Origin of the sequence: Woodsholea maritima DSM 17123, assembly GCF_000382325.1 — a bacterium.
Taxonomy (GTDB): domain Bacteria; phylum Pseudomonadota; class Alphaproteobacteria; order Caulobacterales; family Maricaulaceae; genus Woodsholea; species Woodsholea maritima.
In genome coordinates, this window is sequence record NZ_KB908059.1 from 123,483 (window position 1) to 148,860 (window position 25,378).

The following is a 25,378-nucleotide window of genomic DNA, read 5'->3' on the forward strand; positions in this document are numbered from 1 at the left end:
GTAAATCATTATGTCGCAACCGGGCCAAGGCCGTAATGCCAGATCAGATAACCAGTATACGCCATCCAAATCACCAGCGCGAGCGGCAAACCAGCCTTAACAAAGTCACCAAATTGATACTTGCCCGGCCCCATGACCATTAAGTTCGTCTGATAGCCGATCGGCGTGGCAAAACAGGTATTCGCCGCGAACAGCACCGTCAGTGCGAAGGGTAAGGGGTCCATGCCCAATTGCTGGGCGGCCCCCACGGCAATCGGTGTAAACAGAATGGCGGTGGCGTTGTTGGACAACAGGCTGGTCAGCACCATCACCAGGAAGAAGAGCGCAGAGAGCAAAACCGCCGGTCCATAAGGCTCGAAAATACTGACCACATGATAGGCCAGGAAGTCCGCCCCGCCTGTCCCTTGTAAGGCTATTCCCAAGGCAAAGGCCGAGCCGATGAGCATATAGATGCGGAAATCTACCGCGCGCGCGGCTTGGCGGATATTCAAACACCCCGTTGCGATCATCAAAGTGGCCCCTAAGACCGATGACACCACGATAGGGATGATCCCGGTTGCCGCCAGCGCGACGACACCGACCAGGATATAGCGCGCCGCGGCAGCGCGGCGCGGATCCGGCAGGTCGCTGGTCGCCCATTCCATCAACAATAAATCGCGGTCATTGCGCATGCGGCGCATGGCCTCGGCCGAGCCAAACATCAATAATACATCGCCCGCTTCAAGACGAATTTCACCCAGTCGCGCGCGGATCATGCGCGAGCGACGTTGTACGCCCAGCACCAAAGTGCCCAGCGCATGGCGAAAGCCAATCTGCTCAATCGTGCGCCCGATAAGGCGAGAGCCGGGGGAGACAACCGCTTCGGTAATCGCCAGGCGTTCACCCGGTGCCAGGGTTTCACCCGGGCCTGCGGCGCGCAGCATACCAGTGAGATAAGCCGCCTTGCTGGACAGCATTTCGGTGAGAGTTTTTCGTGTCGCGGCAATGATCAACAAATCACCCGCCTGCAAAGTCACATCATCAAAGGGCGGCAGGATGGCCGTCTCACCGCGATGGATCATGCGTACGGTGATATTATTAAGGCCGGGGAACAAGCCCGCCACGGTGCGCGCGCCCTCCAAGGGGTGGCCCGGCGTCACTTCGATCTGCGCGATATATTGCTTGCCACTGGCCCCGGCGATCTCGCTTTCCATGCTGGCATGGGAGGGTAAAAGCCAGGGCATGATGAAGGTGATATAAATCAAGCCGAAGGCGGCCAGATAAAGCCCCAGCAAGGTCGGGGTGAAAAAGCCCATCTTCACCGCACCCAAATTGTTGAGCACATCGGCCACCAACAGGTTGGTGGATGACCCGATCAGGGTGGTCATCCCGGCCAAAACGCACACAAAGCTCAACGGCATCATGAATTTAGAGGGCGAGCTTTTCTTGCGCGCGGCAATCGCGGCCAGGATGGGCACGAACATCACCACGACGGGGGTGTTATTGATGAAGGCCGAAACGATGAAGAGGAAAATAAATAGACCCACAATCGTCAAGGTGGGATGGGTATCATAAAGCCCCAGGAGCTTGCGCGTAGGGTGATCGAGCGCCCCGGTCTGGAAAATTCCCTGGCCCACAATCAACAAGGCAATGATGGTGATCAATGCCGGATTGGCAAAGCCAGATAATAGCTCTGCTGCGTTCGGCGCGCCTTCAGAGCCGAATACCGCAAAGAAGACCAGCGCCGCAGCGACAACACAGCCCGAGACCAGCTCAATGGCAAAGCGTTCCCAGCAATAAAAGACAACCGCCACCATGACGCCAAACAAAACGGCGTACATTTGCCAATTATCTATCCACCCTTCACTCATCTTCGCTCGCTTTCATCTCGGGCTACGGCCCATCGCGCGACAGACTAAGAGGATTTGGGGGCGATTTGAAAGGGGGCTTTGCGCATAACAGCCCCTATCACCCGCTTAAAGCGAGTGATTGGGCGGCAAGACCGGCGCTTCACGCAGCAGCACAATGGATAAACGCCGATTGCCGGGCAGATAAGGATCGTCCGGGAAAAGCGGCTCAGACCCAGACTTTCCCGTCACTTCGGCAATGCGAAAATCAGACAGGCCATCTTGTTCGAGAATCTCGCGTGCGGCATTGGCGCGTTGCGCGGACAATTCCCAATTCGACGTCGTACCGCGCGGGGCGGGGGCGGCATCGGTATGACCGGAGATGGAGACGCGGTTTGGCAGGCGATTGAGCACTTCGCCAATGGCGCGCAGCAAAACGATGGCACGCTCATTAGGTTGGGTTGAGCCCGGCTCAAACATCGAGCGGCCTTCTTCATCAACCAATTGGATGCGCAATCCCTCTGGCGTTTCGTCAATCATCACATGGCGAGACAGCTCGGCCAGTTCCGGCATGGATTGCAACGCTTGACGTAAAGACATGCTGGCGCTGGCAAATTGTGCGCTTTCGCGGCGTGCCAACGCATTGGCCAAGGCATCTTCGCTGACATCTTGATTGGTACTGGATTGATTTTCAGTATCCGCCGCGACCGTTTGTTGGTTGGACTGGGAAACTTCTTGCGATTGTGGGGCCAGGCGTTCAATGACGGCCGAGCTCCCGCGGCCCTGATCGCCTTCATTACTGATCGTGGTCCCCGACAGGATGGAGCCAGAGCCTGAATTTGACGGGCTGACACTGGCGGGCGCAAAATAATCGGCAATCCCGCGTTTTTGTTCCGGTGTTGTGGTATTAATCAGCCACATCAACAAGAAGAACGCCATCATCGCGGTCACGAAGTCCGCATACGCGACCTTCCACGCCCCGCCATGGTGACCATGACCGCCACCTTTTTTAATCTTTTTGATGACGATTGGTTGTTCTGAAGCCATATCCACCCATCCTGAATTTCAGCTTGGTAAAATAGGAAGACAGGGTTAAGGCCCGGTTTCGAAAGCGCAGAAAAAGGAGTAAAGTGTGCAGTTAGAGCGAGATTATCGTGACGCCCTGTCCAGCTTTGCCACCGGTGTGGGGCTGGTCAGCACCCATCATCAAGGTGTGGGAAAGGCGATCACCATCAATTCTTTTGCTTCTGTGTCCTTGGAACCGCGTCTGGTCCTGTGGTCTTTGGATCGTAAAACGCAGCGCTTTGCCGCCTATGATGAGGCCGATCACTTTGCCATTCATATCCTGAAAGCCGATCAAAAAGACGTTGCCTTGCATTTTGCCCGCCAGGACGATGTCAGTTCCATTATTCAACACTGGCGCGCCAATGATCACCATGTGCCGATCACCGATGATGCTTTGGCGCGCTTCGAATGCCGACGCTATGCCCATTATGATGGCGGCGATCATGTCATCATCGTGGGTGAGGTGATTGCGTTTGCCCGCTTGTCAGATGACCCCGCCTTAGTCTTTCATAACAGCCAGTTTTCAAAGCTGTAGCGTGAAGTGTTCAAACCGCACATGAAAGGGTCGGGCATGGCGAAAGTGGCATTTTTGGGTTTGGGCGTTATGGGCCTACCGATGGCGGGGCATTTGGCCAAGGCCGGTCATAGCGTGACGGTGTGGAACCGCACGCCTGCCAAGCGTCAGGCCTGGCTGGATCTACATGCGGGCGAGGCGGCCGACACGATCGAGGCGGCGGTTCAGGACTGCGACGCCGTTTTTATGTGCCTGGGCGATGATCCCGATGTGCGCCATGTTGCGATCCACGCGCTAGGCGCGATGAAAGAAGGCGCCGTCCTGGTCGATCATACGACGGCGTCTGCGGATCTGGCGCGCGAATTGGCTGAGGATAGTAGCGCGGCGGGTATGGGTTTCGTCGATGCACCGGTCTCGGGCGGTCAGGCCGGGGCGGTCAATGGTCAGTTGACGATTATGTGCGGGGGCGAGCGTGCGCATTTTGATGGCGTCGCGCCCATCATGAACGCCTATGCCAAGGCGATCACCTATGCGGGGCCTGCGGGCTCTGGCCAGCTGACAAAAATGGTCAATCAGATCTGTATTGCCGGTGTGGTCCAGGGCCTGGCCGAGGGCTTGCATTTTGCGCAGGCCGCCGGTCTGGACCCCGAAACCGTGATCTCTGCGATCTCAAAAGGGGCCGCGCAATCCTGGCAGATGGAAAATCGCTGGAAGACTATGGTCGAAGATGAGTTCGACTTTGGGTTTGCGGTCGATTGGATGCGTAAGGATTTACGCATCACTTTGGACGAGGCTCGGCGTAATGGGGCGCAATTGCCTCTTACGGCACTCGTCGATCAGTTCTACGCCGATATTCAGGCCATGGGCGGGCGTCGGTGGGATACCTCCAGCCTGATTGCGCGTTTGAACATCACCAAGGACTAATCCTTTAGGGGGGTGGTATGCGTCTGATCGAGCTTTCCTTCAAAGATGGCGATAAAGTCCAGCCTTTGATCAAGGCCACATTAAAGACAGAACCTGTCGATTATCGTCTGTCAGAGCCGGATAATCGCGGACGCAGATTGCTGCGCCTGGTGTTTGAAGATGGGGATGGCCAAAAGGCGATGGATTCGATCCAAACCATTTTGGCCAGTGAGCCCGATTGGCGTTTGGTTGTCTTACCGGTTGAGGCGACCTTGCCCCTCATTGAAGAAGCCCCGCCCAGCGAAGATCAGAAAAAGAAAAAGCGCCTGGCCCTGCGTGAAGAGATGTATCAGGACATCGCTAAAGGGGCCAAAATCAATCGAGATTTCCTGGTTCTGACGGCGCTCTCAACCGTGGTGGCCGCGATTGGGTTGAATGCGGACAATATTTCGGCCGTCATTGGTGCCATGGTGATCGCGCCCCTGTTGGGGCCGGTGCTCGCCTTCGCCTTTGGATCTGCGCTTGGCGATTGGCCGATGATGAGCAAGGCCGGGCGCACCGCCCTGACGGGGCTGGGGCTAGGCTTGGGCTTTTCCATCCTGTTGGGCTTGATCATGCCGGTCAATATGTTCAGTGATGAGCTGATCGCGCGCACTCATGTGGGCTGGGATTCGACCGCCTTGGCCTTGGCCTCGGGCGCGGCGGCGGCGCTGTCGATGACTTCAGGTGCACCCGCGGTGCTGGTCGGCGTGATGGTCGCGGTCGCGCTATTACCTCCGGCCGCAACGATGGGTTTACTCCTGGGGGCGCAGGAATGGTCCTATGCCAGCCGGGCGGGGCTTTTACTGGGCATCAATGTGGTCAGCGTAAATCTTGCCGCCTTGATGGTTTATTATCTGCGCGGGGTGCGGCCGCGAACCTGGCTGGAGCGGCGCTCAGCCAAGCGTTCAGTCTGGATCAGTGCTGGTGTTTGGTTTGTGTTAATCGCGGTTTTGACCGTGCTGGCTGTGCGATTAGCCCCGCTTTAAAGGCGTATGATGAGCGTTGAATTTCTCTTCAGTCTGCTTGATTTCTGCGGTGTCGGCCTGTTCGCCTTTTCCGGCGGTATGCTGGCTGCGCGTAAGGAGCTTGATCCTTTCGGGGCCACAATTGTGGGCGCCGTTGCCGGTATGGGCGGGGGGACGCTGCGCGATATTTTGCTGGGACAGCTGCCTGTGTATTGGGTCTCAGCGCCACAATATCTTTGGATGGCGCTCGCCGGGGCGCTGATCGGCTATTATATTTCGGATTGGGCGCAGGCCGTATCGACGCGGCGGGCCTTCCTGACCTGGGCCGATGCCCTGGGGATGTCCGTCTTTTGTGTGCTGGGCGCACAAGCGGGGCTGGATGCCGGGGCGCACTGGTCCATTGCCATGCTGACCGGGGTGATGAGTGCGGCCTTTGGTGGGCTGATCCGCGATATCATTGTCAATGATATTCCGTTGGTCTTGCGTGCGGAGATTTATGCCCTCGCGGCGATGGCCGGGGCGGGGGCGTATATTCTCGCCTGGCATTTCAATCTGGACGGCTCAATCGCGGCCGTCAGCTCCGCGACCTTAGCCTTTGTGCTGCGCGGCTGTGCGATCCGCTATAACTGGTCGCTTCCCAGTATGGCCTTGAAGGGCCAATAACAAGGCGAGTGCGCCCGGCGAACCGGGCGCAGATCCGGCTAAGCGTTGAGGATTTTTGCCGCCTGCGGGGCGAAATAGGTCAGCACGCCATCGGCCCCGGCGCGTTTGAACGCGCTGAGCGATTCCATCATCACCCGATCGCCATCAATCCAGCCATTTTGCGCGGCGGCTTGGATCATGGCGTATTCGCCAGAGACCTGGAAGGCAAAGGTCGGCACACCAAATTCTTCCTTGATCCGCGCGACAATATCCAAATAGGGAAGGCCGGGTTTGACCATCACCATGTCTGCGCCTTCTTCTAAATCCATCGCCACTTCATGGATGCATTCATCGCGGTTAGCTGGATCCATTTGATAGGTTTTCTTATCCCCGACCAGGGCCTGGGCAGAACCAATCGCATCGCGATACGGCCCATAAAAGCCCGAGGCGTATTTGGCCGCGTAGGAGAGGATCATGGTATTGCGAAAGCCTTCACGCTCCAAAACCTGGCGAATGGCCCCCACGCGCCCATCCATCATATCCGAGGGGGCAATAACATCGGCCCCGGCATAGGCCTGGGACAGGGCTTGTTCACACAGGCGTTTGACGGTTTCGTCATTGGCGACATAGCCTTCTTCTAAAATGCCGTCATGGCCATGGGTGGTGAAGGGATCGAGCGCGACATCACAAATCAGGCCCATATCGGGTACAGCATCTTTTAAGGCGCGGATTGCCGTTTGCACCAAGCCTTGATTATTGGACGCTTCACTGCCCTGATCATCTTTTTTCGCCGGATCAATATGAGGAAAGAGCGCCAGCGCGGGGATGCCCAGATCATAGGCTTCTTTGGCGGCCTTCACGAGCGCGGGGATGGAATAGCGCACCACGCCGGGCATGGAGGCGACAGGCTCGGTTGGATCAGCGCGATCGGAGACGACCACACTCCATACCAGATCATCCGGACTTAAGGTCGTCTGGCGCACCAGACGGCGTACCCAATCGGCTGAGCGGGTGCGGCGAAAGCGGGTTTGCGGAAAGCTGGGCATGGAAGATGTCCCTTTTATGAAGCTATAGATCTTGCCGAGCGGCCAAACGCGCGCTAGGGCTTCGGCCAAATAGATAAGGAGTTGTTCGGTGCATTTCGAGCTGAGTGAAGATCAAACCCTCATCCAGGATGCTGCGCGTAAGTTTGCAGACGATCAATTAAAACCCTTCGCGGCAGAATGGGATGAGAAAAAGCATTTTCCCGTGGATACCCTGCGCGCGGCGGCGCAAATGGGCTTTGCCGGGATTTATGTGCGTGATGATGTCGGCGGGTCTGGCCTGTCGCGTCTGGACGCGGCCTTGATCTTTGAACAGCTTTCCCAAGGATGTGTGTCGACGGCGGCCTTTATCTCCATTCACAATATGGTGTCTTGGATTGTCGATAGCTGGGGCAGTGAAGCCCAGCGCCAGAAATGGCTGCCGAAGCTGACCACGATGGAGCTGATCGGCTCTTACTGCCTAACCGAACCGGGCGCGGGCTCCGATGCGGCGTCTTTACGCACCAAGGCGGTGCGTGATGGTGATCACTATGTCCTTAATGGCTCAAAAGCCTTCATCTCCGGCGGCGGGGTCTCTGACGTTTATGTCGTGATGGTGCGCACCGGCGGTGAGGGGCCAAAGGGCATTTCCACGATTTTGGTCGAGAAGGGCACGCCAGGCCTGTCCTTCGGGGCGAATGAGAAAAAGATGGGCTGGAATTCCCAACCCACCGCCGTGGTCAATTTTGAAGATTGCCGTGTTCCAGCCGAAAATCTGATCGGCGAGGAAGGCATTGGCTTTAACATCGCCATGAAGGGTCTCAATGGTGGGCGGATCAATATCGGGGCCTGTTCCCTGGGCGGAGCGCAATTCGCCTTTGAAACCGCACTGCAATACACAAAGGATCGCCAGCAATTTGGTAAGCCGATTGGCGTGTTCCAAAACTCGCAATTCAAGCTGGCCGATATGGCCACGGAGTTGGAAGCTTCACGCCTGATGCTCTACCGTGCTGCGGCTTCGGTGGATGCGAATGATCCTTCGGCGGCAAAATATTGTGCGATGGCCAAACGCTTTGCCACCGATCTCGGCTCTAAAATCGCCAATGATGCCCTGCAATTGCATGGCGGGTATGGCTATCTCAAAGACTATCCGATTGAGCGTATTGTGCGCGATTTACGTGTGCACCAAATCCTGGAAGGCACCAATGAGATTATGCGCGTCATCATTGCCAAGGATCTTCAACGATGAGTGAGATTATCGCAGGAAAAGTCGGCCAAATCGGGCGTATCACCCTTAATCGTCCTCAGGCGCTGAACGCCTTGACCCATGATATGTGTCTGGAGATGACCAAGGCGCTCTTGGCGTGGAAAGACGATGGCGAGGTCAAGGCCGTGCTCGTGGATGCGGCCGGTGAGAAAGCCTTCTGCGCGGGCGGGGATATCCGCCTGCTCGCCGAATCAGGCACAGCCAAGGACACCCGCGCCTATGAATTTTGGCGCGACGAATATCGCTTGAATGTTCTGATTCAGGAATATCCTAAGCCCTTCATCGCCTTGATTGATGGCATCACGATGGGCGGCGGCGTGGGGATTTCCATGCCCGGTTCTCACCGTGTGGCCGGCGATCGCACCATGTTGGCGATGCCTGAAACCGGCATTGGTTATTTCCCCGATGTTGGTGGATCATATTTCCTCTCTCATCTACCCGGCGAGCTGGGGACGTGGATGGGGCTGTCGGGCGCGCGTCTGAAAACCGCCGATGTTTTGGCCAGCGGCATTGCCACCCATTATGTGCCGTCTGATAAGCACGCGGCCTTGATCGAGGACTTGCAAAAAGCCCATCTCGATGAAGAGGGTGAGGCGCTTGAAGCGACCTTAGAAGCGCATGCAGGTGATGCCGGGTCTTCGGATTGGGCGCTGGCGCGCGGTCTGGTCGATGCGGCCTTCATCAAGGATAGCGTTGAAGCGATCCTGGCGCGCTTGGATGCGGCGGGCGATAGCTGGTCAACCAAGCAAGCCGCGATCTTGCGCACCAAATCTCCTTTCGCGATGAAGGTGACACTTGCAGCCCTTCATAAAGGCGCCAAGATGAGCTTCCGTGAGGTGATGAAACAGGATTTACGCCTGTCCATGCATTTCCTTACCGGCGTAGATTTTTATGAAGGCGTGCGCGCCGTCATCTTGGACAAAGATAATAATCCGCAATGGTCGCCCAAAACCTTGTCAGAGGTGAGTGCCCAGGCCGTCAACGCCATGTTTGAGCCTTTGGACGACGATCAAGAACTGACATTTATCGGGGAGTAGACAATGGCACGCATCGCCTTCATCGGACTAGGGAATATGGGCTCTGGCATGGCCGCCAACCAGGTCAAAGCCGGTCATGACGTTCATGTGTTTGACCTCAATCCCGACGCGATTGCCGCTCTGGTGGCCAAGGGCGCACAGGCTGCGGCCAGTGTCACCGAAGCGGTCACCGGCGCTGACGCCGTGATCACCATGCTGCCCGCGGGTAAGCATGTGCGCGGCGTTTATGAAGGCGATGAGGGCGTTTTGGCCAAGGTTGATGATCACTGCGTGATCATGGATTGCTCCACCATTGACGTCGAATCAGCGCGCGCAGTTGGCGCGGCGGCGGCCGAAAAGGGCATCAAATTCGTCGACGCTCCGGTGTCTGGCGGAGTTGCCGCTGCAGAAGCGGGCACTTTGACCTTTATGGTGGGCGGGCGTGATGATGCCTTTAAGGCGGCTGAGCCTTTCCTGAACGCTATGGGTAAAGCGGTGATTCATGCCGGGGTTGCCGGTGCAGGTCAGGCGGCGAAGATCTGCAATAATATGCTGTTGGGCATTCACATGATCGGGACCTGTGAAGCCTTTAATTTGGCTCGCAAATTAGGTCTTTCTGATCAAAGCTTCTTTGACATCGCCTCGAAAGCTTCGGGTCAGAACTGGTCACTCACCAGCTATTGTCCGGCCCCGGGTCCCGTACCGACTGCGCCGTCAAATCGCGACTATAAGCCAGGCTTCGCGGTCGCAATGATGCTGAAGGATCTGAAGCTGGCGCAAGATGCGGCCAAGCATGTTGATGCACATACCCCTATGGGCGAGCGTGCAGAAAGCCTATATGAGGCTTTCGATGCAGCAGGCGGTGGCGGCATGGATTTCTCCGCCATGATTAAGTTTCTAGAAGGTGAGGCGGGCTCAAACTCTTAAGCCTTGCGAGCGAGTTGACCCTGCGTCCATGTGTCCAGATCCCCGGATTAAAAATAAGGGTATATCTGGACCATCGGATACATCATATGGAGTTCAGCCTGAGTTATCAGGCGGATGGATATAATGGATTATAAAAACGCTTTCCGTTCTGCCGTAACCCGCGTTCGCGCCGAAGGGCGCTATCGGGTGTTTGCTGATCTCTTGCGTAAACGCGGTGAATTTCCGCGTGCGCGTTACCGCTCTGAAGCCGGTGATGTGCGCGAAGTCACCGTGTGGTGTTCCAATGACTATCTGGGCATGGGCCAAAGCCCTTGCGTGATCGGCACCATGAAGCAGGCCATTGACGATGTCGGGGCCGGGGCAGGCGGTACGCGTAATATCTCTGGCACCACGCATTATCATGTCGAATTAGAGCGCTCTTTAGCCGATCTTCATCAAAAAGAAGCCGCGCTTTTGTTCACTTCCGGCTATATCGCGAACCAGGCGACGCTCGCGACCCTGGGCAAGATTTTGCCCGGTCTCATCATTTTCTCTGATGAGCTTAATCACGCCTCCATGATTGAAGGCGTGAAGGGCGCGAAATGTGAAAAACATGTTTGGCGTCACAATGATGTCGCGCATTTGGAAGAGCTGCTAAAGGCTGCGCCCTTTGATGCGCCCAAGCTGATCGCGCTGGAATCAGTCTATTCCATGGACGGCGATGTCGGTCCTTTGAAAGCCGTGTGCGATCTGGCTGACAAGTATAACGCGTTGACCTATCTCGATGAAGTTCACGCGGTGGGCCTTTATGGTCTACGCGGGGCCGGGATTGCCGAACGCGAAGGGTTGATGGACCGCTTTGACATTATCGAGGGTACTTTAGGTAAGGCCTTTGGTGTGATGGGCGGGTATATCGCCGCGGACGCGATGATCGTTGATGCCATCCGCTCTTGGGCTCCGGGTTTCATTTTCACCACGTCTCTGGCACCGACCCTGGCGGCGGGCGCGTGGGCGAGTGTACAATATTTAAAATCTGCCAATCATTTGCGTGAAGCCCATCACGAACGCGCCGCGACCTTGAAGGCGCGCCTGCGCGCCGCGGGCTATCCGGTGCTGGACAGCTCCGTCACCCATATCGTGCCCGTGCATGTCGGTGATCCGGTGCAATGTAAGCGCATTACCGATGCGTTGCTGGACGAGCATAATATCTATGTTCAGCCCATTAATTATCCCACAGTGCCCAAAGGGACAGAGCGCATGCGCCTGACCCCGACGCCCTTACATACCGATACCATGTTTGAAGACCTGATTACGGCTCTGGATGTGGTGTACAAGAAATACGCCGTGGAGCGCGTTGCATGACAACACGCCGCGATCCTTTAGAGGGCCGCGAGATTATTGTTGAATTTATCAAGCGCGGCGAGTTTCAACGCGTCATTGCGGTGGATGTTGAAAGCGGTGTGGAGGCTGTGGCCACCGGACCGCTCAAAGCCGCGAAATCTGATCTGGAACATATCGCTTTGGGTAAGTTGACCCGGCGTTTGCAACAGGACAAAAGCTCATCTTCAGGCAATAAAACAAAACCCCGGCCTAAAGGCCGGGGTTTGTTAGCATAAAGCTGTCGCTGGCTTAGTCTTTACCAGCGCCGCGGCCCAGGCCGATTTCTTTAGCAAAATCAGAACGGCGGCGAGAATAGCTTGGCGCAACCATAGGATAGTCAGCAGGCAGACCCCATTTACGGCGGTATTCGTCTGGTGACATATCGTATTGTGAACGTAGATAGCGCTTCAACATTTTCAATTTCTTGCCGTCTTCCAAGCAAACGATATATTCGTCGGTGACGGATTTAGAAACTGGAACAGCTGGTTTCGTTTTAACTTCAACCTTCTGCTCTTCCCCAGAAACGTCTTTCATGGTGGCGTGAACAGAGCGGATAAGATCTGGAATGCTGTCGGCGGGAACAGAATTGTGGCTGAGGAAAGAGGCCACAACATCAGTTGTCATGCGCAGGAGTTCTTCGTTATCGACCGGTAATTGGGTTTCTTCACTCATATTCTTTATCTCTCTCATATATAGCGATGTGGTGACCCGATGAATATAGGTCATAGGATAAATCATAGAGTCGGGCAAGTCCTAGTCTTATAGAAACTGTATCTATAATTGATTTGCCCGCAGTTTTCTTATTCAATCAAATATGATTGCACCTAAAGACATCATGTGATGGTTGTTCTTTGGTCTGGCTCGTCATATGAGAGTAGCAATATAAGCTCACTCATCAGGAGGCGCGCCATGGCGGATGCTCACTATCAAGCCCCAAATTCTTTCTTTAACGAGGGTTTAGCAACGGTTGATCCCGAAATCGCATCAGCGATTGCAAAAGAGATCAAACGCCAGCAAGACCAGATCGAATTGATCGCGTCAGAAAATATCGTCTCGCGCGCGGTCCTTGAAGCGCAAGGCTCGCCTCTGACCAACAAATATGCCGAGGGCTATCCGGGCCGTCGCTATTATGGCGGGTGTGAGTTCGTCGATATTGCCGAATCACTGGCGATTGAGCGCGCAAAGCAGCTCTTCGGTGCCGCCTACGTCAATGTTCAGCCCAATTCTGGCAGTCAGGCCAATCAGGGCGTCTTCATGGCGCTGTTGAAGCCCGGCGATAAGATTTTAGGTCTTGATCTGGCGGCCGGTGGTCACTTGACCCATGGTGCACGCCCCAATGTTTCGGGCAAGTGGTTTGAAGCGCACTCCTATGGTGTGCGTGAAGACGATCACTTGATTGATTACGATAAGCTGCGTGATCAAGCGCGCGACGTAAAACCACAAATGATCATTGCCGGAGGCTCAGCCTATCCACGCGTGATCGACTTTAAAGCCTTCCGCGAGATCTGTGATGAGGTCGGGGCCTATCTGATGGTGGATATGGCGCACTTTGCGGGCTTGGTTGCGGGCGGGGCTTATCCTAACCCCATCGAATACGCCGATGCCGTCACCACCACGACGCACAAGACGCTTCGCGGTCCACGCGGGGGTATGATTTTGTCGCGCGATGAAGGGCTAGGCAAGAAATTCAATTCCGCGATTTTCCCTGGCATTCAAGGCGGGCCTTTGATGCACGTCATCGCCGGTAAAGCGGTTGCCTTTGGTGAAGCATTGAAGCCAGAGTATAAGGTCTATATCCGCAATGTCGTAGAAAACACTAAGGTGATGGGCGAGGCCCTGATTGAACGGGGTTTTGATCTGGTCTCTGGCGGTACCGACAGTCATCTGATCTTGCTGGATTTGCGTCCAAAGGGCCTGAAGGGCAATGTCTCTGAAGCCGCTTTGGAGCGCGCGCACATGACGTGTAATAAAAACGGTGTGCCCTTTGATCCGGAAAAGCCAACGGTGACTTCGGGTCTGCGTTTAGGGGCCCCTGCGGCGACCACACGGGGCTTTGGTCAGGTCGAATTCCGCCGCGTCGGTGAAATGATTGGTGAGGTTCTTGAAGCGCTCGCGGCCAATCCTGAAGGCGATAGCGCCGTCGAAGCGCGCATTCGTGAAGAAGTTTTGGCCATGTGTGCCCGCTTCCCAATCTATCCTGAACTGGGCTAAGCTAGGCGCATGCGCTGTCCGTTTTGCTCACACCCTGATACCCAAGTGAAGGATTCGCGTCCGGCGGAGGATGGCCAGGCCATCCGTCGTCGGCGCCAATGCCCAAGCTGTGGGGCGCGTTACACGACGTTTGAGCGTGTGCAATTGCGTGATCTTCAGGTGGTGAAGCGCGATGGTAAGCGCGTGGCCTTCGACCGCGACAAATTGATCCGCTCCATCTTGCTCGCCTCGCAAAAGCGCGCCATCGAGCGCGACCGCATCGAGCAGATGGTGTCGGGCATTGTGCGCCGCCTGGAAAGTGGCGGTGATACCGATATTTCCTCTGAACGCATTGGCAAATTGATCATGGAGGGATTGCGCAATCTCGATCCCGTGGCCTATGTGCGTTACGCCTCCGTTTATAAAGATTTCAGAGAAGTTGCGGACTTTTCGGACTTTATTAAAGGTGAGCGGTTATCATCCCCCCTTGTGGAGGATGAGGAGGGTGATATGAGCGAGGAGGGCTCTGCGTGAGCGTGCCGATTGAAGGCCGTGTCACGTTGAAAGTTGCGACATCCCTGGACGGAAAAATTGCCCTGGCAAATGGCAAGTCCCAGTGGATTACCAACGCATTATCGCGTCAATGTGTGCACCATATCCGCGCCGAGCATGATGTGATCGTGACCGGTGTAGGTACAGTCTTGTCTGATGACCCTCAGTTGAATGTGCGCGGCCTGGAAGGGTCTGATCAGCCTGCGCGCGCGGTGATTGATACCCATGGGCGCACGCCCTTGGATGCCAAGATTTTCTCCAGCGCTGAGAGCCCCTGCTATCTCTTCACTGGGCCTTTGCAGGCTGAACGCCGCGCCGATTATGAAGCGCGCGGTGCGGTGGTCATCGAATGCCCTATTCAAGAGGGCCGTGTCTCCCTCACCACCGTGGTTGAGCGCTTACGTGAACGCGGCATGGATGCGATCATGATCGAGGCCGGCGGGGCTTTGGCGGCCAGCGGCTTGAAAACTGGGCTCGTCACCCATATCGAGTGGTTTCGCGCGCCAATTATTCTGGGCGGTGACGGACTTAATGTAATTGCAGATTTAGGGCTTGTTGAGATCGCCCAAGCGGCCCATTTTCAGCGTGTTCAATCCCAGGCCGCCGGTAGCGATCTCTGGGAAAGCTATATCTATCAGGACACGCCCTCATGTTCACAGGACTTATAACCGACCAAGGTGTTTTACATTCCCTTACTCAGGGGCCTGTGCGTCGGTTTGAAGTTCGCTCATCCTACCCCCATGATGATCTTAAACTGGGGGCTTCCATTGCCCATAACGGCGTCTGCCTGACCCTGGTGGAGATCCATCCAGATCCCAAGGGCTCGCGCTTTATCGTTGAGGTCTCGCCGGAGACTTTGGCCGTAACAACCCTTGGCGATTGGAAAGTTGGCGATACCATCAATCTGGAACGCGCGCTGAAAATTGGCGATGAATTGGGCGGCCATATCGTTCAAGGTCATGTCGATGGTGTCGGTGAGGTGGTTGAACGCCAGGATCAAACCGGTTGGATTGGCTTTAAAGTGAAGGCCCCGGCTGCGCTTTCGCGCTTTATAGCGCATAAGGGCTCGATTACCGTTGAAGGCGTATCCTTGACTGTGAATGGTATTGAGGGCGATATCTTCGATCTGATGATCATTCCCCATACCGCAGAGGTCACAACTCTGGGCCAATTACAGTCAGGCATGCGTGTAAACCTTGAGGTGGATGTCATGGCGCGCTACGCCGCGCGCCTCAGCCAAACTGCCCAGACTTAAGTTTTTCTGTCCGCTCCTCATCTCGATGGGGCTCGGCCTTACCCTACAGGCTTTCCATGTCAGGTCTTGATAGCCCGCTTTCGCCGATCGAAGATATTATTGAAGATGCCCGGAATGGTCGCATGTTCATTCTGGTCGATGCTGAAGATCGCGAGAATGAAGGCGATCTGGTGATCCCGGCGCAATTTGCTACGCCTGAGGCGGTTAATTTCATGGCACGCTATGGTCGCGGGCTTATCTGTTTGACCTTGACCGGTGAACGTACCCGCACGTTGAACCTGCCCTTGATGACGCGCGAAAACGGCACGCGCCATTCGACCAACTTCACCGTGTCGATCGAGGCCAGGGAAGGTGTCACCACAGGTATTTCTGCGGCCGATCGCGCACGCACGATTGCGGCCGCGATTGATCCGACCAAGGGCGCGGACGACATTGTGACGCCGGGCCATGTCTTTCCCTTGATGGCGCGTGATGGCGGGGTATTGGTCCGCGCGGGCCATACCGAAGCCTCCGTCGATGTGGCGCGTTTGGCGGGCTTAAATCCCTCTGGCGTGATCTGCGAGATCATGAATGAAGATGGCACCATGGCTCGTCTGCCAGAGTTGATCGCCATCGCCCAGCATCATGGCCTGAAAATCGGCACCATTGCCGATCTGATCGCCTATCGGCGTAAGCATGACCGTTTTGTTGAGCGTCGCCTTGATAGCGAGGTTCACACCCGCTATGGCGCAAATTTCCGCGTCGCGGTCTTCCGCTCCATGATTGATCATGTTGAGCATGTGGCCTTGATCAAGGGGGCCCCCAAGCCCGAAACGCCGACCTTGGTGCGCATGCATAAAGTCACCTTTGCCGATGATATTTTAGGCGCGGGTGAAAAGCGCGCCAATCTGGTGGAAGAAGGGCTTAAGGCGCTCGCCGCCCATGAGGGGCCGGGGGTTATGGTCTTCATTCGCGAATCTAATCCCTTCGCGATTACCGAATATTTCGGCGCGAAGCCAGTTGAGAGCGGCGATGATCTCCATGCCAAGCGCCTTCGTGAATATGGTCACGGCGCGCAAATTCTGTTGGATGTGGGTGTGCGCAAGATGATCTTGCTCTCAACCGCGCCACAAACCATTGTCGGGCTTGAAGGCTATGGCTTAGAGATCGTAGAACAGCGCGATATTGATGGAGGCCCGCATGACGGCGAGTAAAAAAGTACTGATCATTTCTGCGCCTTTCTATGAAGAGATCAGCGCCGATCTATTGGCAGGGGCCAAAGACGCTCTTGATAAAGCCGGTGTCGGCTATGATGTGATTGAGGTACCCGGCGCGTTGGAAATTCCAGGCGTCATCGCGATCTGTGAAAACGCCAAGGCGGGCTATGAGGGCTATGTCGCTTTGGGGTGTGTGATCCGGGGTGAAACCAGTCATTATGATACGGTGTGCAACGAATCGGCGCGTGGGATCATGGATCTGACCCTAGAAGGGGTTGCGATCGGCAATGGTATCATCACCGTAGAAAATATCCTGCAGGCGCGTGCCCGTGCGCGCCTGAATGAAAAGAATAAAGGCGGCGGCGCAGCCGTGGCCTGTCTGGCTATGATGGCCATTAAAGATAAGTTTGAAAGCTAATATCCGATTATGACTGAAACGGCCTCTCAATCTCGTGCCCGCCTGCGCCGTACGGCGCGTCTCGCTGCGGTCCAAGCGCTTTATCAGATGGAAATCTCCGGGCGCGGTGCGCGTGAAGTCACGCTGGAATTCCTCAATCATCGCTTGAAGCCGCGTGATTATGTGCCTGATCGTGTTGAGGAAAACGCCGAAGGTGAAGGCGAGGGTGAAATGCATGACCTTCACCAGGATGACCGTTTAGAGGCCGATGAGACCTTCTTTGAAAACCTTCTTGAAGGGGTGGTGAAGGCGCAGAATAAAGTCGACAGCCTGGCCGCAGAAACCTTGAAAGAGGGCTGGTCGCTCAAGCGCATTGATGCCACGGTGCGTGCGATTTTGCGCTCTGGCGGCTATGAGTTGGTTGAGCGCAATGATGTCCCGGCCAAAGTTGTGATCGATGAATATGTCGAGATCACAAAGGCCTTCTTTGAAGGCCCAGAGCCCGGCTTCGTCAATGGGACTTTGGATGCGATTGCCCGCAAGGCCCGCCCAGACGAGTTCTAATCATGAGTGATGAGGGCGAGTTCGATTATATCGCGCGCGCCCTCGCGCCCTTAAGTGCGGATTGGCCTGGTGCCTTTGCTCTGCGCGATGATGCGGCGCAAATCCCCGTTAAGCCCGGCCATACTCTGGTGATAACCAGCGATATGCTGGTCGAAGATCGCCACTTCCTGCCCAGCGATAGCCTTGAAGACATCGCTTGGAAGGCTCTGGCGGTCAATGTCTCGGACCTGGTGGCCAAAGGCGCTAAGCCTGCGGGCTATCTGGTGTCCATGGCCTGGACCCGTGCACGGCTGAAAGACCGCGATGCCTGGGCGGAAGGCTTGAAAGCGGCGCAAACGCGTTTTGACCTGGCCTTGATGGGCGGGGATACCACGCTCAGCGATGGGCCGTTCACCGTGTCGATTACAGCGCTTGGCTGGGTCAAGGGTGCCGGGATGATCCGGCGTGCAGGCGCAAAGGCCGGTGATCTTATCGTCGTGACGGGCCTGATCGGCGATGCGGGGCTGGGCCTGCAATGTGCGTTGGGGGAGTTGAGCCTCGCCCAAGATCATCAAAGTACGCTTTTAAAGGCTTTGCGCCGTCCTGAACCGCCCTTGGCCTTGGTGGATGATCTTCCCCACTATCTGAGGGCTTCGGCGGATATTTCCGACGGTCTGTTGAGCGATCTTTCCCATATCGCCACGGCCAGCGGGTGTGGATTGAGCCTGGATCTTGAGCGCTTGCCGCTGTCGGATGCGGCCCGCGCTTGGCTTCACAGCCAAGCCAATCCCGGCCAAGCGTTAAGCTATCTCGCCAGTGCCGGTGATGATTACCAAATCATCGGGGCCATTCGCCCTGAAAAATGGGATGAGTTTCAAGCCTATGCCCAAACGCGCCATCACCGCGTTACGCAAGTGGGTGTGTTTACGCCCGGCCCGGACAAAAAGGTGCGCTATCAGGGCCAGGATGTCGCCCTTTCTCAGCCGGGCTTTACCCATTTTTGAGGGCTTTGGGCTAAGCTCAGCCTATGACCCAGTTTTGCAAAACATTGTCGATGATCTTGTCTGCGATGCTTCTCGCGCTAAGTGCTTCTTTTGGCGTGAGTTATGCTAGCCCACCGCCTGATGATGGACATGGTGGGGGCCATGGCGGTGAACCCGCCGGACCTGCCAATCGCATTATGGCGGGCTTTGATATCATCAGCGACAATGAACGCGCGCTCGCCGAAACCAATCAAGAGTTTTCGACCCCCGACGGGCCTTATGTCGATTTACCGGCCGTGGTCGCGCCTATCGTCGAGAATGGCCGCATGGTGGCCTATGCCTTTGTCGTGCCACGGGTTTTGATTGAGTCCAATAACGCAGAAAACCAGGTTCGCCAAAAAGCGCATATTCTGCTGGATGGGATCATTAAGGTCGTTCACGAGCATCCCTTTCAAAATGGCCCGCAACGTAGCTTTGACGATAGCGAAGCCCATGACGCGATTTTGGCCGAGCTCAATCGCTTGATGGCGCCGGTCGTCATTACTGAGCTACGGATTTTGGGCGGTGACCGGCGTGATCTTAATGGCTAATGTTGCAGCGCAAGATTAAATTCGTTCAAAGACAAGTTTAGATCAAGTATTGCCAGCGCATTAACCCTCCGGCATAGTTTTCTATTCGGGGAGGGTAAATGATGGCTGATTTATATAGAATAAAGTCGCTTTTGCCTTCTGAAACAAGCATTAGACTTGGAAAAAGGCAGAATCTCGAATGAGTGTACAAAACTGGTTATGGCTGGTGATCGCTGCGGGCGTGCTGGCTTTGCTCTATGGGGCGCTCCAAATTCGCGCCATTCTTTCCGCATCTCCGGGCAATGAGCGTATGCAGGAGATTGCCGCGGCCATTCAAGAAGGCGCCAATGCCTATCTGCGCCGTCAATATACCACCATCGCTATGGTTGGTGTGGTGATTTTGATCCTTGTTGGATTTCTGCTGGGGCCCATCGTTGCAGTGGGCTTTTTAACAGGGGCGGTCCTGTCGGGTCTGGCGGGCTTTATCGGCATGCTGGTCTCGGTACGGGCCAATGTGCGCACCACCGAAGCCTCACGAAAGGGCCTGCAAGCGGGCCTGGCGATGGCTTTCAAATCCGGTTCGGTCACGGGACTTTTAGTGGTCGGGCTCGCGCTTTTGGCTGTCACGGTCTATTACGCCTTCCTGGCCCCGAATGGCGCTTTTAGTGCGGTGACTGATCATCGCACAGTGATTGATGGCTTGGTCGCGCTTGGCTTTGGGGCGTCGTTGATTTCCATCTTTGCGCGTTTGGGCGGCGGGATCTTCACCAAGGGCGCTGATGTTGGCGGGGATATGGTCGGTAAGGTCGAAGCCAATATCCCTGAAGATGATCCGCGTAATGCCGCCACCATTGCCGACAATGTCGGGGACAATGTGGGTGACTGCGCAGGCATGGCCGCCGATCTGTTTGAAACCTATGCCGTTACGGCGGTAGCGACCATGGTGCTGGCCTCGATCTTCTTTCGTGATGCCGTCGGTGCGGTGACAGTTGATACCATGATGATCTATCCGCTGGCGATTGGCGGGGTCTGTATCCTGGCCTCAGTCCTGGGGACGTTTTTTGTGCGCCTTTCCAAAGGGTCAACCCATGTCATGGGCGCGCTTTATAAGGGCTTTATTGCCTCTGCCGTCTTCTCCCTCATTGGGGTTGCGGGCGTGACCTATCAGCTGATCGGCTTTGATCAGACGATCACCACCAGCTCTGGTGTAACTATGACGGGGCTGGACCTTTTGCTGTGTGGTTTGGCGGGGCTTGTCGTCACCGGTGCCATTGTCTGGGTGACGGAATATTACACCGGCACGCAATATCACCCCGTGCGCTCGGTCGCGAAGGCGTCCGAATCCGGGCATGGCACGAATGTGATTCAGGGCTTGGCGGTGTCGCTGGAGGCAACCGCGCTTCCTGCCCTCATCATCATTATCGGCATTGTCGTGACGTTTAACCTGGCCGGGCTTTATGGCATTGCCGTTGCTGTGACCACCATGTTGGCGCTGGCCGGAATGGTCGTGGCTCTTGATGCCTTCGGTCCTGTTACGGACAATGCGGGCGGGATAGCTGAAATGGCTGAGTTGGACAGTGCGGTGCGTGAAACCACCGATGCGCTCGATGCTGTGGGCAATACCACCAAAGCCGTCACCAAGGGCTATGCCATTGGTTCAGCCGGGCTGGGGGCTTTGGTGCTGTTCGCCGCTTATACCGAGGACCTCTCTTACTTTGCCAGCCACCCCGAAGATTATCCCTTCTTTGCCGACATCGTGGTCAATTTCTCGCTGCAAAACCCTTATGTCGTTGTGGGGCTCTTCTTCGGCGGTCTGCTTCCCTTCCTCTTCGGGGGGATGTCGATGACCGCTGTGGGACGCGCGGCGCAGGCCGTGGTCGAAGAAGTGCGTCGCCAGTTCCGTGAAAATCCAGGGATTATGAAGGGCGAGGTCAAGCCCGATTATGGCCGGGCCGTGGACCTGTTAACGGGCGCAGCGATCCGCGAAATGATCATACCTTCGTTATTGCCGGTGCTCTCTCCCATCGTGCTATTCATCGTGATCACCTTTGTCGCCGGTAAGGCCGAAGCTTTGGCCGCGGTGGGCGCGATGTTGATGGGGGTGATCGTTACCGGGCTGTTCGTGGCCGTTTCCATGACCGCCGGCGGCGGGGCCTGGGACAATGCCAAGAAATATATCGAAGACGGTCATCATGGCGGCAAGGGGTCGGATGCCCATAAGGCGGCCGTTACGGGTGATACCGTGGGCGATCCTTACAAGGATACGGCTGGACCTGCGGTCAATCCGATGATCAAGATCACCAATATCGTGGCCTTGCTGTTGCTCGCGGTTCTGGCAGCACGATTCTAAGGTTGATACTTGTGTGTAATAAAAAACCCCCACGTCTTGGACGCGGGGGTTTTTCTTTGATTACAGTAGGGTTTTAGCGTCCACCATCGGTGCGGGGGCCACCGGCACCGCCGGGCAAGTTCTGCTCACCGCCAAATTGTTCCGTGGGCAGGCGTCCGACATTGCCCAGGATTTGCTCCAGAATGGTCAGCTCGCGCCCACGGGTCGGGGTTTCACGGCCCACAACGGCAACGACACGTCCGTTTTCCAGACCAAATTCGTCGACAGCTGAAACCACGCCATTGTCATCAAAGCGTACGGCGATGATGCGCCGGTCGCGCGTTTCCGGGCGGCGATAGGCCAGGGTTTCGCGGGTCGCAGAGATATAATACCAGGTATCCGTCTCGAACACGCCGCGGGTAGAGGGATTGCCCAAAGTCGACATCACGCTGGCCTGGGTGTCCTGACCAACGAGAATCTCAGGCACTTCACCATCGGTGTAGCGAAAGCCATGGCTGCGCAGCGTTGGGTTACACGCGCTCAACAGGCCTGCACTGATAACAAGAAGGCCCAGAGCTGCGATACGGGTGCGAGGAAAACTCATCAGGTGGTCTACCTTCCTTGATTACTCATACGTGCGCACATTATACGCTTAATCTATTGCCTAAACGTCCAAAGGCGTGACGGCAAGTCACTTTCTACGGGGGAGTACACCTGCCATGCTCAAAGGCTTTTTTACGCGCAAATCCGACAAAACTACGGCAGAGCCCCTGTATCAGGCCATTGTCAGTGCAGCCCGCCGTCCTTTTCTCTACCAAAAGAACCCCGAACTCGACACGCTGGACGGTCGATTTAACCTTCTCAGCCTGCATGTGATTTTGGTCATTCGTCGGATAAACACGCAAGGCGAGGCGGCCAAGGCCTTCGCCCAAGACCTCTTTGACATCATGTTCAAAGATATGGAGGCCGCCATCCGCGAGATTGGCGCCGGTGATACCACGGTGGGTAAAAAGATCCGTACCATGGCCGAGGCCTTTTATGGGGCGGCCAAAGCCTATGAGCCGGGTTTGGAGGCCAAAGACCAAGAGGCCCTCAGTGAAGTTTTGGCGCGCAATGTCTTTAATCGTGAGGGCCGTGATGAAGCCAGCGATCTGCTCGCGTCTTATGTTTTGACCAGTGAAGCGCGGCTTTTGGCTCAGCCCTTTGAGGACTATTTGTCAGGACAAATCCCTCATTTCGCGGATCAGTTATAAAAGCTTGCTGCCAACGCGCTTGCATCTGAAAAGTCATGCGCTAAGGTCCGGCGCGAATTTGCCCCCAAGCTCTGGAGGCGAAACATTGTTCAAGAATGGGCGGACCGGAATCCCTTCATGAGTTCTCCACTGATCCTCTCCATCGACGCCATGGGCGGCGATCATGCGCCAGAAATCATCATTGATGGCCTGGTGCATTTCTTCAAAAACCGCAAGCGCACCGTCAAAATCCTCCTTCATGGGGATGAGGCACAGCTGAGCCCCTTGCTGGCTCAGCATGAGGACATTCGCGGTCATTGTGAGATTCGCCATACCGAGTTGGAAGTCGATATGTCCGCCAAACCGTCGGAGGCGGTGCGTCGGGCCAAAGGCTCATCCATGTGGAATGCGGTGCGTGCGGTCAAAGACGGCGAAGCGCATGTGGCCGTGTCTGCGGGTAATACCGGTGCCTTAATGGCGATTTCCAAAGTCGTGCTGCGCATGATGAAGGGCGTCCATCGCCCGGCCATCGTGGCCAGCTGGCCTACAGCGCGCGGGTTTTCATCCGTTCTGGATGTTGGCGCGAATATTGATTGTACAGCCGCGCAGCTTATTGAGTTTGCCATTATGGGCGAAGCGTTTCACCGCGCGGTTCATGGCGCGGCCAATCCCAGCGTTGGCCTTCTCAATGTTGGCGAAGAAGAGCTTAAAGGCAATGATCAGGTGCGTGAAGCCGATGGGGTTTTGCGCTCTGGCGAGCTGGAGATGAATTATTTCGGCTTTGTCGAAGGCAATGACATCTCAGCGGGAAAAACCGATGTGGTCGTCACCGATGGCTTCACCGGTAATATCGCGTTGAAAACCGCCGAAGGCATGGCGCGTCTGGTTGGCGGTTGGGTGAGGGAGGCTCTAACCTCCAGCCTGGTCGCGAAATTCGCCGCAGCTTTGCTTCAGTTGGGCGCGTTGAAAAGCCTGCGCGCCAAGATGGACCCGCGCAGCGTTAATGGCGGGGTTTTCTTGGGCCTGAATGGTGTCGTTGTGAAAAGTCATGGCGGTACGGATGGTTTGGGATTTGCCACGGCCCTACGCATTGCGCTAGAAATGGCGGATAGTTCTTATCTTATAGAAGTCGAGCGCAATATCGCCCGGCTGGAAGCGACGAAACAGGGGGGGGACGCGCAGTCCTCCAGTCAGGAAACGGCGTGAGCGCGTATATTTCGAAGATTCTCGGTGTAGGCTCTTATCTGCCTGCCCGGGCCATGACCAATGATGAGCTTTCCAGCCTGGTCGAGACCAGTGATGCCTGGATCCAAGAGCGCACAGGTATCAAGAAGCGCCATATCGCCGCCGATGGGGAATGCACCAGCGATCTCGGGGTCGAGGCCGCGCGCCGCGCCATGGCGCACGCCGGTATCACCATTGATGAGGTTGATATGATCGTGCTCGCCACGGCGACACCCGATCTGACCTTTCCCGCCTCTGCCACGATTATCCAGCATAAGCTGGGCATGCGCCACGGCATGGCGTTTGACGTGCATGCCGTATGCTCAGGCTTCGTCTATGCGATGGCAACGGCGGATAATTTTCTGGCACGTGGTCAAGCCAAGACGGCTTTGGTCATTGGTGCCGAGACGTTCTCGCGCATTCTTGACTGGACGGATCGCACGACCTGCGTCCTGTTTGGGGACGGGGCTGGGGCGATTGTGCTGCGCGCGGAAGAACAAACCGAATCAAATGCCGGTGAGGGTGTGATTTCGACCCATTTGCGCTCTGATGGCAGTTTTTGTGATCTCTTATATGTTGATGGTGGACCATCCAGCACGAAAACCGTCGGCCACCTGCGCATGCAGGGCAATCAGGTCTTCAAGCACGCTGTGAACAAGATATCAGGCTCAATCGAAGAGGCGGCAAAGATCGCCAATGTCGCGATTGAAGAGGTCGATTGGTTTATTCCACATCAGGCAAATTACCGGATTTTACAAGGCGTTGCGAAAAAATTAGGCATTCCTGTTGAAAAGGTCGTGTCTACCGTCGCCGATCATGGCAATACTTCTGCGGCGTCCATTCCGCTCGCGCTGGATGTGGCTGTCAAAGACGGACGCGTCAAAAAAGGTGACTTGATCTTGATGGAAGCCTTGGGTGGCGGGCTCACCTGGGGTGCGGCTCTGGCTCGTTTTTGACGTTTTTGACGTTTTTGTTGATAGTTAACATTGACCGCGTGCAGTAATGCGACGTAGGCTCATATAATCTCTTGATCGGGGGTCTATGTTATGGCTGAAAAAACACTAACTCGCGCCGACCTGTCTGAAGCCGTTTATCGTGAAGTGGGTCTGTCGCGCCAAGAATCGGCGACCCTGGTCGAAGCTGTGCTCGACCTGCTTTCTGATACTTTGGCCAATGGCGAGTCGGTAAAACTCTCCTCCTTCGGCTCTTTTGTCCTGCGTGACAAAAATGGCCGGGTTGGCCGAAATCCTAAAACCGGTGAAGAGGTGCCTATCGATCCTCGCCGGGTGCTGGTGTTCAAACCCTCTCAGGTTTTGAAAGACCGCATTGACGCTGCCCTTTCGAAATAAGTCTTCTTATC

At 55.9% G+C, this 25,378-nt stretch carries 28 protein-coding genes; 23 read left to right on the forward strand and 5 right to left on the reverse strand.

All coding sequences use genetic code 11. From position 1 onward, the window contains the following. Nucleotides 1–8: 8 nt before the first annotated feature. Together H151_RS0110870 and H151_RS0110875 are read right to left on the reverse strand one after the other, a co-directional pair. A complete protein-coding gene (locus H151_RS0110870; protein ID WP_019961696.1) occupies nucleotides 9–1,850 on the reverse strand; it encodes an SLC13 family permease in 1,842 nt (613 codons plus the stop codon). A gap of 105 nt (nucleotides 1,851–1,955) precedes the next feature. Then, a complete protein-coding gene (locus tag H151_RS0110875; protein WP_019961697.1) occupies nucleotides 1,956–2,873 on the reverse strand; it encodes a flagellar motor protein MotB in 918 nt (305 codons plus the stop codon). Nucleotides 2,874–2,958: 85 nt separating this feature from the next. Between H151_RS0110875 and H151_RS0110880 the strand changes: the two genes are divergently transcribed. The 4 genes from H151_RS0110880 to H151_RS0110895 are packed head-to-tail and all read left to right on the forward strand — an operon-like array spanning nucleotide 2,959 to nucleotide 5,978. Beyond that, nucleotides 2,959–3,426, forward strand: coding sequence for a flavin reductase family protein (locus H151_RS0110880; protein WP_019961698.1), 468 nt, complete (start codon nucleotides 2,959–2,961; stop codon nucleotides 3,424–3,426). 36 nt (nucleotides 3,427–3,462) lie between these two features. Then, complete coding sequence (locus tag H151_RS0110885; RefSeq protein WP_019961699.1) at nucleotides 3,463–4,329, forward strand: NAD(P)-dependent oxidoreductase; 867 nt, start codon at nucleotides 3,463–3,465, stop codon at nucleotides 4,327–4,329. A 17-nt stretch (nucleotides 4,330–4,346) separates the two neighbouring features. Beyond that, entirely contained in the window at nucleotides 4,347–5,336 is a 990-nt protein-coding gene (locus H151_RS0110890; RefSeq protein WP_019961700.1) for a TIGR00341 family protein, read from the forward strand. A 9-nt stretch (nucleotides 5,337–5,345) separates the two neighbouring features. Next, nucleotides 5,346–5,978, forward strand: coding sequence for a trimeric intracellular cation channel family protein (locus tag H151_RS0110895; protein WP_019961701.1), 633 nt, complete (start codon nucleotides 5,346–5,348; stop codon nucleotides 5,976–5,978). Nucleotides 5,979–6,016: 38 nt separating this feature from the next. On the opposite strand, the gene hemB is transcribed toward H151_RS0110895, so the two are convergent. Then, entirely contained in the window at nucleotides 6,017–7,003 is a 987-nt protein-coding gene (gene hemB, locus H151_RS0110900; RefSeq protein WP_019961702.1) for a porphobilinogen synthase, read from the reverse strand. Nucleotides 7,004–7,091: 88 nt separating this feature from the next. Here hemB and H151_RS0110905 point away from each other — a divergent pair, with 88 nt between their 5' ends. The 5 genes from H151_RS0110905 (at nucleotide 7,092) to H151_RS16225 (ending at nucleotide 11,784) form a co-directional block, all read left to right on the forward strand. After that, nucleotides 7,092–8,228 (forward strand): isobutyryl-CoA dehydrogenase, encoded by a 1,137-nt coding sequence (locus H151_RS0110905; protein ID WP_019961703.1) that lies wholly within the window; start codon nucleotides 7,092–7,094, stop codon nucleotides 8,226–8,228. Further along, nucleotides 8,225–9,283 (forward strand): enoyl-CoA hydratase/isomerase family protein, encoded by a 1,059-nt coding sequence (locus H151_RS0110910; protein WP_019961704.1) that lies wholly within the window; start codon nucleotides 8,225–8,227, stop codon nucleotides 9,281–9,283. Before H151_RS0110905 ends, H151_RS0110910 begins: the two co-directional genes overlap by 4 nt. Before the next feature lie 3 nt (nucleotides 9,284–9,286). Then, nucleotides 9,287–10,189, forward strand: coding sequence for a 3-hydroxyisobutyrate dehydrogenase (gene mmsB / locus H151_RS0110915; protein ID WP_019961705.1), 903 nt, complete (start codon nucleotides 9,287–9,289; stop codon nucleotides 10,187–10,189). A gap of 123 nt (nucleotides 10,190–10,312) precedes the next feature. Then, on the forward strand, nucleotides 10,313–11,530 hold the full coding sequence (hemA, locus tag H151_RS0110920) for a 5-aminolevulinate synthase (protein WP_019961706.1): 1,218 nt from the start codon (nucleotides 10,313–10,315) through the stop codon (nucleotides 11,528–11,530). Beyond that, entirely contained in the window at nucleotides 11,527–11,784 is a 258-nt protein-coding gene (locus H151_RS16225; protein ID WP_019961707.1) for a DUF6898 family protein, read from the forward strand. Before hemA ends, H151_RS16225 begins: the two co-directional genes overlap by 4 nt. Nucleotides 11,785–11,797: 13 nt before the next feature. Here the strand turns inward: H151_RS16225 and H151_RS0110930 are convergent, their stop codons facing one another. Further along, on the reverse strand, nucleotides 11,798–12,220 hold the full coding sequence (locus H151_RS0110930; protein WP_019961708.1) for a MucR family transcriptional regulator: 423 nt from the start codon (nucleotides 12,218–12,220) through the stop codon (nucleotides 11,798–11,800). A gap of 237 nt (nucleotides 12,221–12,457) precedes the next feature. Between H151_RS0110930 and glyA the strand changes: the two genes are divergently transcribed. The 10 genes from glyA to H151_RS0110980 all read left to right on the forward strand — a co-directional run bounded on the left by glyA (nucleotide 12,458) and on the right by H151_RS0110980 (nucleotide 21,583). Further along, nucleotides 12,458–13,759, forward strand: coding sequence for a serine hydroxymethyltransferase (glyA, locus tag H151_RS0110935; protein ID WP_019961709.1), 1,302 nt, complete (start codon nucleotides 12,458–12,460; stop codon nucleotides 13,757–13,759). A 9-nt stretch (nucleotides 13,760–13,768) separates the two neighbouring features. Beyond that, nucleotides 13,769–14,272, forward strand: coding sequence for a transcriptional regulator NrdR (gene nrdR, locus H151_RS0110940; protein WP_019961710.1), 504 nt, complete (start codon nucleotides 13,769–13,771; stop codon nucleotides 14,270–14,272). Next, on the forward strand, nucleotides 14,269–14,958 hold the full coding sequence (locus H151_RS0110945) for a RibD family protein (protein WP_019961711.1): 690 nt from the start codon (nucleotides 14,269–14,271) through the stop codon (nucleotides 14,956–14,958). The genes nrdR and H151_RS0110945 overlap by 4 nt, the downstream gene beginning before the upstream one ends. Next, complete coding sequence (locus H151_RS0110950; RefSeq protein WP_019961712.1) at nucleotides 14,940–15,545, forward strand: riboflavin synthase; 606 nt, start codon at nucleotides 14,940–14,942, stop codon at nucleotides 15,543–15,545. Before H151_RS0110945 ends, H151_RS0110950 begins: the two co-directional genes overlap by 19 nt. Nucleotides 15,546–15,601: 56 nt before the next feature. Continuing rightward, nucleotides 15,602–16,738 (forward strand): 3,4-dihydroxy-2-butanone-4-phosphate synthase, encoded by a 1,137-nt coding sequence (gene ribB, locus H151_RS16230; protein WP_019961713.1) that lies wholly within the window; start codon nucleotides 15,602–15,604, stop codon nucleotides 16,736–16,738. After that, complete coding sequence (locus H151_RS0110960; protein WP_156823481.1) at nucleotides 16,725–17,159, forward strand: 6,7-dimethyl-8-ribityllumazine synthase; 435 nt, start codon at nucleotides 16,725–16,727, stop codon at nucleotides 17,157–17,159. Before ribB ends, H151_RS0110960 begins: the two co-directional genes overlap by 14 nt. A gap of 9 nt (nucleotides 17,160–17,168) precedes the next feature. Further along, entirely contained in the window at nucleotides 17,169–17,702 is a 534-nt protein-coding gene (nusB, locus tag H151_RS0110965; RefSeq protein WP_019961715.1) for a transcription antitermination factor NusB, read from the forward strand. 2 nt (nucleotides 17,703–17,704) lie between these two features. After that, nucleotides 17,705–18,685 carry a thiamine-phosphate kinase gene (gene thiL / locus H151_RS0110970; RefSeq protein ID WP_019961716.1) on the forward strand — a complete coding sequence of 327 codons (981 nt, stop codon included), beginning with the start codon at nucleotides 17,705–17,707 and terminating at the stop codon, nucleotides 18,683–18,685. A gap of 23 nt (nucleotides 18,686–18,708) precedes the next feature. After that, a complete protein-coding gene (locus H151_RS0110975) occupies nucleotides 18,709–19,254 on the forward strand; it encodes a hypothetical protein (RefSeq protein WP_019961717.1) in 546 nt (181 codons plus the stop codon). A 178-nt stretch (nucleotides 19,255–19,432) separates the two neighbouring features. Continuing rightward, nucleotides 19,433–21,583, forward strand: a complete 2,151-nt coding sequence (locus tag H151_RS0110980; RefSeq protein WP_019961718.1) for a sodium-translocating pyrophosphatase — start codon at nucleotides 19,433–19,435, stop codon at nucleotides 21,581–21,583. Between the two features lie 73 nt (nucleotides 21,584–21,656). On the opposite strand, the gene H151_RS0110985 is transcribed toward H151_RS0110980, so the two are convergent. Then, a complete protein-coding gene (locus H151_RS0110985; protein WP_019961719.1) occupies nucleotides 21,657–22,166 on the reverse strand; it encodes an outer membrane protein assembly factor BamE in 510 nt (169 codons plus the stop codon). A 115-nt stretch (nucleotides 22,167–22,281) separates the two neighbouring features. On the opposite strand from H151_RS0110985, the gene H151_RS0110990 reads away from it, so the two are divergent. The 4 genes from H151_RS0110990 to H151_RS0111005 all read left to right on the forward strand — a co-directional run bounded on the left by H151_RS0110990 (nucleotide 22,282) and on the right by H151_RS0111005 (nucleotide 25,367). After that, nucleotides 22,282–22,815 (forward strand): ubiquinol-cytochrome C chaperone family protein, encoded by a 534-nt coding sequence (locus H151_RS0110990; protein WP_019961720.1) that lies wholly within the window; start codon nucleotides 22,282–22,284, stop codon nucleotides 22,813–22,815. A gap of 117 nt (nucleotides 22,816–22,932) precedes the next feature. Continuing rightward, nucleotides 22,933–24,000: a phosphate acyltransferase PlsX gene (plsX, locus tag H151_RS0110995; RefSeq protein WP_019961721.1), complete on the forward strand. Its 1,068-nt coding sequence runs from the start codon at nucleotides 22,933–22,935 to the stop codon at nucleotides 23,998–24,000. After that, nucleotides 23,997–24,974: a beta-ketoacyl-ACP synthase III gene (locus H151_RS0111000; RefSeq protein WP_019961722.1), complete on the forward strand. Its 978-nt coding sequence runs from the start codon at nucleotides 23,997–23,999 to the stop codon at nucleotides 24,972–24,974. Before plsX ends, H151_RS0111000 begins: the two co-directional genes overlap by 4 nt. A 90-nt stretch (nucleotides 24,975–25,064) precedes the next feature. After that, nucleotides 25,065–25,367 (forward strand): integration host factor subunit alpha, encoded by a 303-nt coding sequence (locus H151_RS0111005; protein ID WP_019961723.1) that lies wholly within the window; start codon nucleotides 25,065–25,067, stop codon nucleotides 25,365–25,367. Nucleotides 25,368–25,378: the final 11 nt, after the last annotated feature.